Source organism: Bartonella sp. AP7XZML, assembly GCF_042195745.1.
Taxonomy (GTDB): Bacteria; Pseudomonadota; Alphaproteobacteria; order Rhizobiales; family Rhizobiaceae; genus Bartonella.
In genome coordinates this window covers 1-4,889 of sequence record NZ_JBHIOT010000047.1, presented here as the reverse complement: position 1 = coordinate 4,889, position 4,889 = coordinate 1, and the positions used below count along the sequence as shown (strand labels likewise).

Here is a 4,889-nt window from a genome sequence, read left to right as displayed (position 1 = left end):
TCACTTGCGCCTTGGTACTGTAATCAACTTTCTCAGGCATCTCATGATACTGACCACCGTCAAATTCTTCATATTCTCTTGATCCATCTTCGTATTCATAGAGATTGTAAAAATACTCTGCTACCCCTAATCCCCATGGTGTATATCCAACCGCTGTTGCAACAAACTTTTTTTGCATAGGCTGTTTACGTTTTTTTAAAAACATTTGGTTTAATATCCCCTATCTAAATCCATAACTTTACCAATGGGTTTATTTGCCTCAAAATGGACTGTACAGAAGCGTTTTTAATTTCAATGTGGTTTTTATCACAAAATCTTTAAATCGCTCTGTACGGTGCCTTTCTGTCAATTTAAACGCATATCTATTCTCAAAATCATCAGCAAACTTCACTACTTTGCTGTTTTTTCGGATCCATAAGTGTCTTTAAGCGTAGATCGCTGTTGCAAGTTGATTGAAGCTTTCTGAAAGGTTATTTGCGAAATTGTTTGACGGTGGTTTATAACATGCGCTTTCATATAGTTTTTTCACTTCTGATTTTTTGTGTTTCTTAATTACCAATCCATATTCTGGATGCGTAATCCAATTATCCCAAGCGCTTTGCCAATCGCGTTCATTTGCATTGTGACATGGATTGGTTTTTGAAAAGCGTACAAATTTTTCAAATTCTGATAAGGCTTCATCATGCGTTAATCCTTGTTCAGTTGCGTATTGAAAATCGGGTTTGAAATCTTCTAGTATTCTTTCAACTTCTTGTTTTTCCCTTATTTTCTTTGTTCCTTCAAAAAAGTTTGCTTTCTCTGGAAAATAAGCAGGCATTATCTTATCAACGATTTCTGAAAGTTGTTTTCCAACCTTTTTAACTTTTCGTGAAGGCAATTTCGCAATCATCGCTTCGTTAATTTGCCATCGGTTATTAGCTTTGTTTGAAGTGTTGGTATTTTGCTCGCGAATGATTGGTTGTTTGGTTTCTATCGTTTTGATTTGTTCTGATTGAACATCATCACACTCGATTGGCTCGTCAACCAAATCGTTTGTTTCTAAATTTTCAAAATCAATTTCTCTTTTTGATAAAATAATATTTTTATTTTTTTTGTTATTGTTATTGTTAATGTTATTGTGCATTTCCAAGCATTGCTCGTGCATTGCGTATGCATTGCTTGTGCATTGCTCATGCATTGCACGTGCATCATCATTACTTTTATCTTTGTTTTTATCCCATCTAGCTTTTGCTGCTTTTGAAGCCTTTTCCGAAGCTTTATCTAAATTCTCATTAGAGTTATTGAGTTCTTCCTCAACATCTAAATTCCACAAGCGACCATCTGCTAAACGAATGAGATATCCTTCTTCAAGCAAAACATTCAGTGCCGCTTCAAACTTCTTCACTGAATAACCAGTGTAATGAGATAAAACTTTAATATTATAAAAAAGAGGTTCACCAGTACGCAACATACGTAACCGTAATCGCATATAGATATTTCCCTCTACAGCAGGCAAATAATCAACAACAATTGCCCACTGGTCTGCAAAAAGCCTCGTCCATGGCAACTTAGTTGACATACTTCACCTCCCTTTCTTTATTATTATTGCAAGTGAAATTATCTAGCTCTTCTTCACTGAGACTGTTGAGTTCTTTTCCAACTTCTGAATTCCACAACCCACCATTGTCTAAACGTATGATGAATCCACCTTCAATCAAGGAATTCAAAGCTGTTTCAAACTCTTCTACTGGATAACCAACCCAAAAAGCTAATACCCTTAAGTCCTTTAAAATAGGCTCACCAGTATGGAGCATTAGAAGTCGCAACATGACATAGATACATTTCTCGGTCGGCGACAAACAACCAAGAGTAAGAAGCCATTTGTATGCAAAAAGCCTCGTCCATGGTAATTTAATGGACATACCCCAATTCCCTTTCTTTAACTAAATATAAAATTGCTAAAGCATCTGCTTCGTTATCATCTTTCGGATTGTGCCCTTTTGCACGCACCGCCTTAATCATCTCTTCTTTCGACGCATTCCCCTTGCCTGTCGTCGCTTTCTTAATTGTACTTACTGGTATCCCCTCATACGGTATCTGATGCNTGCCTGTCGTCGCTTTCTTAATTGTACTTACTGGTATCCCCTCATACGGTATCTGATGCTGTTCACACCACGCCGTTAACGTTGCTAACAAACCACCGTAAACATGCGCTGCATCTGTACCTTTATGACGCCTCACCTCTTCAAAATACACCGCGTCAATTTGACCTGCTGTCTGCTTTATTTCATTAAGCCATTGTTTAAAACGCAAGTAACGCATTCCACCGCCTTCAAAACGGCGCGATTGAAAATTCACGGTACCACTGAACATGTCACCACTTGCACCACATATCGCCCACCCCGTTTTGGTACCTAGATCAAAACAAAGAATCGTGTTATTCACCACGCCACTCCATACATAACGTGTTTTATAGAAGTGTTTTTTTCCGAAAATGAAGGAAAGAAGGGTGTAAGAAGTATGCAAATAGATAAAGATGTTATAGCTATAATTATTAGTATCTTTTCCCTAATACTATCGTTGTTTTTAAGATACGTAGATCTCAAAAAAGCAGAAAAGACTCGAAGAGAAGATTTATGCAATGTAGAAAAACAGTTTAACCATCTAGAAGAGCAAAATAAATCATTGCAAAAGCAAGCCACATCATCAGAAAAACATGTCAATTTTTTACTAAAAACAAAAGAAGAACTGGACTTAGGACCACCGCTACAGTTCAATGTACATAGTCCTACTCCAGACAAACATGATCCTAATAAATTTAGTGTCATATTATACATTAAAAATCCTACAGAAAGAATGATTAAAATAAATCACATATGGATAGAGAAAAAATGCCAATTCGAATTTGATAAAATAGTTTATAGCAACGGTACATTTATTAGCGGAAATGGCCAAATAACTATCAACCCCACATCTCCGAAACATATAGACCTAATAAAACTCGAAACAGAACAAACCTTACAAAATGATCTTAATTCCTTTAATAATATAATCGGTGGACAAGAAATTAAATTAGAATTTTTCATTTGTTCCTCAAAATTGAATAAATCAGATACTCCGCTTTTTATTATGGAACATACTTCCTCAAGTAATCCTCAAAAAACAATTAAAGCTTCTTTTTGGACCTATTTCTTATCCCCTCATTCTTCCTAAGTTTATCCTCTAGATCCCATATTATTCTTTTTTGTTTAATTATCTCATCCCTAAGCTCTCCTGCCTGTTTAAAATAGTGATAAACCTCATAAAGCAAATATAGATTGGTAGTTATAGAAAGAACTGTTGCTACTAAACTCATCTTTCTCTCCTCACTTACCCTTCTTCTTACTCTTCTTATTCTTATGAAGCGGTGCTTTTACTGCTTCATCACGCGNATTGCACATCTGCTTCGAGTGTCATTACAACTTCACTTACATTTCTGAACGCCTTTTCATGCTCTTCAGTCTTTTGTTTCAGTTGTTTAATTTTCTCGTCACGTTCTTCAATCTCTTGCTTCAGTTCTTTAATTTCCTTGTCACGTTCTTCAAGATCCGCATCACATTCATCAATTGTCTGCTTGCTTTCCATTAAATACCTAAACTCATTCTCTTTCATTTTTTTCTTAATATCTTGAACCTGCTCTTTAAGTGCCTTAACCTGCGCGCGATAATGCAATGCAATACAAAACATCACTCCGCTTAAGAGCAAAACTGAAACCACTTCTATCCATAAAATTTCATTTAAACTCATTTTGATCTCCTTAATGCTGCAATCTATCGACCGTCTGTTCAACAACGTGGCTCTTGCAAATTTTCGACATTGGGGCGTGTTGCTCTTGCATTAGTCTCTGCAAGCGCTCGGGATAAAAAAAATCTTCGGGGCGCAAATCTATCCCATGATCTCGCGCATAATTTAAAAGCATAATTTGGTATTTAGCTGGTATAATGCCGCCTTTACCCTCTCGCTTTTCAAAAGGATAAGTCCATTTATAAACAGCAGATACATGGCATTGAGAAATCAACGACACGCGTTTTGCACCGCCTAAATACTTTATAATCGTAACTGCTGGAGTAATCATGTAATCCAAAATTTTCTGTCATATATTTACGTATTACGCAAATATAAACAAAATTTTCGTAATACGCAACATTGATTATTTAATAATTTTAAGAGAGAAAAATAAAATGGATTTTCAAAAGTTAATAAAAGTGTGGATTAATGAAAAATTAAATGAAATGGGGCATGGAAGCCGTAAGGCTTTAGGGCAACATTTAGGATTGAGTCCATCATCTATTACACGCTTATTATCGATTGATGACTCTGACTCTAAAGCCTACCGTGATATCACTGCAGAAGAGCTAGTAAATCTACACAGTTTCTTTAAGGAGTATCCTCCGTATCCGGCTTTAAGCAAAATAGATCAAGATTTTTATGATCTATATTCGTCTTGCAATGAAGAAGAACGGAGGGCAACTTTAGCGTTTCTTCATACTTTAATCGAATCAAAAAAGCGATAGTTGCTATTTTTTCTTCATTTGATAATTGTGAAAATTTTCTTTTTGCAATCTTATAGCCTTTCATAAAATCTCCAAATATCTATAAAAAATACACTAATCTAAATAAAATATTCATAAAATAATTTTCGTAATACGGTATTTTTTATATTGACATTACCGTAAAACGAAAATATGTTCACTCCATATCTTAGAAAATAACTTTTGCCAATAGGCTGTATGGAGGCATTTGTGAAAAAACCAGTGTTTATAAATTCTGATGAAATTCTCTTAGTCATCTGCGAAAATGAAGAACAAAATCTCGCTAAATCTGGTCCTTTCTTAGAAGAAAAGGACATAATCAAATTTATCGACCAAACC

At 35.3% G+C, this 4,889-nt stretch carries 6 protein-coding genes and 1 pseudogene; 2 read left to right on the top strand and 5 right to left on the bottom strand.

The genetic code is table 11. The annotated features are described in order from the left end of the window. The 4 genes and pseudogenes from ACFILT_RS03570 to ACFILT_RS03555 all read right to left on the bottom strand — a co-directional run. Positions 1 to 205 (bottom strand): annotated as a pseudogene (locus ACFILT_RS03570) (hypothetical protein); the annotation flags it as partial. A gap of 219 nt (positions 206 to 424) precedes the next feature. Beyond that, positions 425 to 1,558 (bottom strand): hypothetical protein, encoded by a 1,134-nt coding sequence (locus ACFILT_RS03565; protein ID WP_375679593.1) that lies wholly within the window; start codon positions 1,556 to 1,558, stop codon positions 425 to 427. Beyond that, the gene (locus ACFILT_RS03560) at positions 1,548 to 1,901 is read right to left on the bottom strand and encodes a DUF1376 domain-containing protein (protein WP_375668454.1); all 354 of its coding nucleotides are present in this window, start codon (positions 1,899 to 1,901) and stop codon (positions 1,548 to 1,550) included. The genes ACFILT_RS03565 and ACFILT_RS03560 overlap by 11 nt, the downstream gene beginning before the upstream one ends. Further along, complete coding sequence (locus ACFILT_RS03555) at positions 1,891 to 2,424, bottom strand: crossover junction endodeoxyribonuclease RuvC (RefSeq protein WP_375679592.1); 534 nt, start codon at positions 2,422 to 2,424, stop codon at positions 1,891 to 1,893. Before ACFILT_RS03555 ends, ACFILT_RS03560 begins: the two co-directional genes overlap by 11 nt. Before the next feature lie 75 nt (positions 2,425 to 2,499). Here ACFILT_RS03555 and ACFILT_RS03550 point away from each other — a divergent pair, with 75 nt between their 5' ends. After that, positions 2,500 to 3,192 carry a hypothetical protein gene (locus ACFILT_RS03550; protein WP_208431284.1) on the top strand — a complete coding sequence of 231 codons (693 nt, stop codon included), beginning with the start codon at positions 2,500 to 2,502 and terminating at the stop codon, positions 3,190 to 3,192. A 583-nt stretch (positions 3,193 to 3,775) separates the two neighbouring features. On the opposite strand, the gene ACFILT_RS03545 is transcribed toward ACFILT_RS03550, so the two are convergent. Continuing rightward, on the bottom strand, positions 3,776 to 4,093 hold the full coding sequence (locus ACFILT_RS03545) for a hypothetical protein (RefSeq protein ID WP_375677170.1): 318 nt from the start codon (positions 4,091 to 4,093) through the stop codon (positions 3,776 to 3,778). A gap of 106 nt (positions 4,094 to 4,199) precedes the next feature. Here ACFILT_RS03545 and ACFILT_RS03540 point away from each other — a divergent pair, with 106 nt between their 5' ends. After that, positions 4,200 to 4,532 carry a hypothetical protein gene (locus ACFILT_RS03540; RefSeq protein ID WP_038473488.1) on the top strand — a complete coding sequence of 111 codons (333 nt, stop codon included), beginning with the start codon at positions 4,200 to 4,202 and terminating at the stop codon, positions 4,530 to 4,532. Positions 4,533 to 4,889 lie beyond the last annotated feature (357 nt).

Excerpts from the sequence above, each read along its gene's own strand:
- ACFILT_RS03560 (WP_375668454.1), bottom strand. The coding sequence starts at position 1,901 with ATGTCCATTAAATTACCATGGACGAGGCTTTTTGCATACAAATGGCTT.
- ACFILT_RS03550 (WP_208431284.1), top strand. The coding sequence starts at position 2,500 with ATGCAAATAGATAAAGATGTTATAGCTATAATTATTAGTATCTTTTCC.
- ACFILT_RS03545 (WP_375677170.1), bottom strand. The coding sequence starts at position 4,093 with ATGATTACTCCAGCAGTTACGATTATAAAGTATTTAGGCGGTGCAAAA.
- ACFILT_RS03540 (WP_038473488.1), top strand. The coding sequence starts at position 4,200 with ATGGATTTTCAAAAGTTAATAAAAGTGTGGATTAATGAAAAATTAAAT.
- ACFILT_RS03565 (WP_375679593.1), bottom strand. The coding sequence starts at position 1,558 with ATGTCAACTAAGTTGCCATGGACGAGGCTTTTTGCAGACCAGTGGGCA.